The organism is Sulfurovum sp., assembly GCF_041562805.1.
Lineage (GTDB): Bacteria > Campylobacterota > Campylobacteria > Campylobacterales > Sulfurovaceae > Sulfurovum.
In genome coordinates, this window is record NZ_JBFFOH010000222.1 from 1 (window position 1) to 3217 (window position 3217).

Consider the following 3217-nt stretch of genomic DNA (forward strand, 5'->3'; position numbering starts at 1 on the left):
ATGTAACACGTGTACTTTATATTGTCCAGAAGCGAATACGCTTATGTTCGATAAAGAGGGGAACACATCTTGGGTAGATGAAGATAGATGTAAAGGGTGTGCACTTTGTGTATACGTTTGTACTGACATGCTAGATCGTAATTGTATTACGATGGAAATGGCTGGTCACGAAGAGTAGATCTAGAGTTTTAGATTTAATTAAAAAATTTTTATAGGAGAACTTATGGCAAATCAAGGTCCTGCGTATTATTCACCGTATCCTGCGGCAGTATATGAGGGTGTAATTACACCACCAGAAGGAAAAGCACTTTTACTAGAAACAATAGTAGATGAAGAAATTGCAATGAGAGAAATTGCAAAAGTGATGTTGACAAGTGAAAATGCAACTATTTTCCCTGGTCCACAAGTATTATATGGTTTTAATGAAGAAGCGAAGAAAAAAGCTACTCTTATCAAAGAGATGTCAGAAGTTCTTAATGCTAAAATGATTCCAATGTATGATTATAGACCAAAGTATCCAAAAATTGATGCTGAAGTTGAGATCAATCCAAATCACCCAAACTTAACGATTTGGCATAACAATATTAAAGCAGCAATCTTTATTGGTGTTCACTGTCATTATGCAAACGTTGCATTAAAAATGGTTAGATGTGAAACGGATTGTTATACAGTCGCGATTTGTGGATTGTCAGGGCATGAAGATGCTATGGCTACATTAAGAGATCAGCATTCTTCAGAGCTTGAGAAATTCATCAAAATAGCAAAAGAAGTTAAAGCTGAGCTTGGTAAATAGGTAGGAGATAATAATGAGTAAAATTACTGATATGACAAAAACACATAATTGGTCTGGACAAAAGTTAGTTACAGCAGACCATTTACTTTTCGACGCTCCAAGAGAAAAACACTTCATGACTGGTTCTGAAGTTTTAAAAGAAGCAGTTAAAAGATGTACAGTTGATGCATCTGTATCGTATCCTATTACGCCACAATCTGAAGCAGCTCACCTTATCGGTGAACTATGGGCAGAAGGTTATGTAGGTACATATTTTAGAGGTGAGAATGAATTTGGTGTAATGTCTGAAGTTGCTGGTTGTGCGATGGCCGGTGCCAGAACAATTACAACGACTTCAGGTCCAGGTACACTAAGAGCAATGGAAAACTTTGCCCAGTGGTCTGGTACAAGAATTCCATGTCAACTTATCCTAATGGCTCGTGGTATTAATTCACCACTAACTATTCAACCGGATAACTTGGAAGTTTCATATATGCTAGAGACAGGTTGTCAGATCTGGTATGCTGAAAACGTACAGGAACTTTTTGACATGTCAATTGCAGCATTTATCGTAGCTGAAAAGCCTGATGTACATGTTCCAATTATTACAGTTGTTGATGGTTTCTTTGTATCTCATACACGTGAAGCAGTTATGCTTCCAGCTGATGATATTGCACTTTTCCCATATGAGCCATATAAATCTCCATTACCTCCGATTGATTCAGAAACACCTCCGGGACGTTTCCTAAGAGATCCATTTGTAATGAAGTCTAACTATATTTCTTATGCAACTCACGCTTCTTGGCAGTGGGAAATAAGATCTGCGGTTGAGCGTTCACGTCCATATGCTAAACATTTCCTTAATGGTCTTGTTCATGTTACTGGTGAAGATGATGCTGAGATCGCATTTGTTACTTGTGGTACTGCGGCTAATCAAGCTAAAGAAGCACACAGAGAACTAATGAAATTAGGAATTAAGTCTAAAGTTATTAAGTTAAGAACTATTAGACCTTTCCCAACAGAAGAACTTCTTGAATCTTTAGAAGGTATCAAACATGTATTTGTACCTGAGTTCAATGTTGTTGGTTGGCTAGATAAAGAAGTAAAAACTGCTCTTTACGGTAAGTCTGATGCACAAGTTGTTGGCGGACCAAGAGTTGCTGGTGGTATGAGTATGCCTGCTGAAGCAATCATTAAAGAAGTTATGGAAAAAATCAACCCTGGAAAAGGAGCATAACATGGCAATAGATATCTATAAAATTAATCCCGAGTTTAGAGACATTATGCCTCAAGAGATCATTGATCTTGAAGAGAAAGCTACATGGGCTGAAAACCAAGAAAAACCACGTGGTATTAAGGAGCTTCCAGAAACTAAAGAGTTACTTGAAGAGCACTCTTTATGTGCTGGTTGTCCAGAAGCTGCTGCATTAAGATATGTACTTTCTTCACTACCTAAACCTGAAGAGACTATTATTGTTAACTCAACAGGTTGTACATCATTAATGTTCCCACACATTGCACTTCATACTGTGCACTCACTATTTGGTAACCAAAATGCAGTTGCAACTGGTATCAAAAGAGTACTAGACTGGAGATTTCCAGACATAGAAAAAGATGTTGTTGTTCTAGCAGGTGATGGTGCTACAGTTGATATTGGTCTTGACTATACACTACAATCATTCTTTAGACAAGAAAACATCACAACTATCTGTTTTGATAATGAAGTTTATGCAAATACAGGTGGACAAGAATCTGGTGCTACACCAAAAGGTCAAGTTTTCAAAATGGCACCTACTGGTAAAAAGTTTGAAAAAGTAAAAATGTGGGAACTAGCTGTAACATCTGGTTGTCATTACTCTATGAACATGACAGCTTCTGCTCCTAAAGCAGTTGCTAAAGCAGTTAGAGAAGCAATTCTCGTAGCTAGAGAAATCGGACCGACATTCCTTAACATTTACACACCTTGTATTCTTGAAATTGGACTAAGTGCAAATGAAGGACTTGGCGAAATGAAAGATCAAGATAAAGACAGATTTGCTTCATTCAAATATGTTTCACCTGAAGCAGAAGAATTCTTGAAAAAATGTAAAGCAGAAGGACGTTTATAATGGCAAAAGATTCAATTAAAGTAAGACTTCCTGGTCTAGGTGGACAGGGGGCAGTTACTGCTGCACATATTGCAGCAACAGCGGCTGATACAGAAGGTTACTATGCTGTATCTAATCCATTCTTTGGTGCTGAGAAACGTATGGCTCCATCTGAGAGTTATGTAAGAATAGGAACAGTGCCTATTTATGATAGAGGTGAAGTAATTTATCCTGATATCGTTATGATTTTTCACCCACAAGTTATTACTATGGGTAAATCATACACTATGCCTTTTTATGCTGGTATTAAAGAAAATGGTCTTGTTATCATTAACTCTGATAGAGATCTTTTAACTCC

5 protein-coding genes are annotated in these 3217 nt (G+C 37.3%); all 5 read left to right on the top strand.

Features of this window, described 5'->3' with window-relative positions; all coding sequences use genetic code 11:
- Positions 1–178, top strand: a 178-nt coding sequence (locus ABYK33_RS14905; RefSeq protein ID WP_373032296.1) for a 4Fe-4S dicluster domain-containing protein, incomplete at its 5' end; no start/stop codon positions are given.
- Positions 179–223: 45 nt separating this feature from the next.
- On the top strand, positions 224–793 hold the full coding sequence (locus ABYK33_RS14910; protein ID WP_373034098.1) for a carbon monoxide dehydrogenase beta subunit family protein: 570 nt from the start codon (positions 224–226) through the stop codon (positions 791–793).
- A 13-nt stretch (positions 794–806) separates the two neighbouring features.
- Positions 807–2009, top strand: coding sequence for a transketolase C-terminal domain-containing protein (locus tag ABYK33_RS14915; RefSeq protein ID WP_373034099.1), 1203 nt, complete (start codon positions 807–809; stop codon positions 2007–2009).
- Between the two features lies 1 nt (position 2010).
- Positions 2011–2880, top strand: coding sequence for a thiamine pyrophosphate-dependent enzyme (locus ABYK33_RS14920; RefSeq protein WP_373034100.1), 870 nt, complete (start codon positions 2011–2013; stop codon positions 2878–2880).
- On the top strand, positions 2880–3217 hold a 338-nt coding region (locus ABYK33_RS14925; protein ID WP_373034101.1), incomplete at its 3' end, for a 2-oxoacid:acceptor oxidoreductase family protein. The genes ABYK33_RS14920 and ABYK33_RS14925, both read left to right, overlap by 1 nt.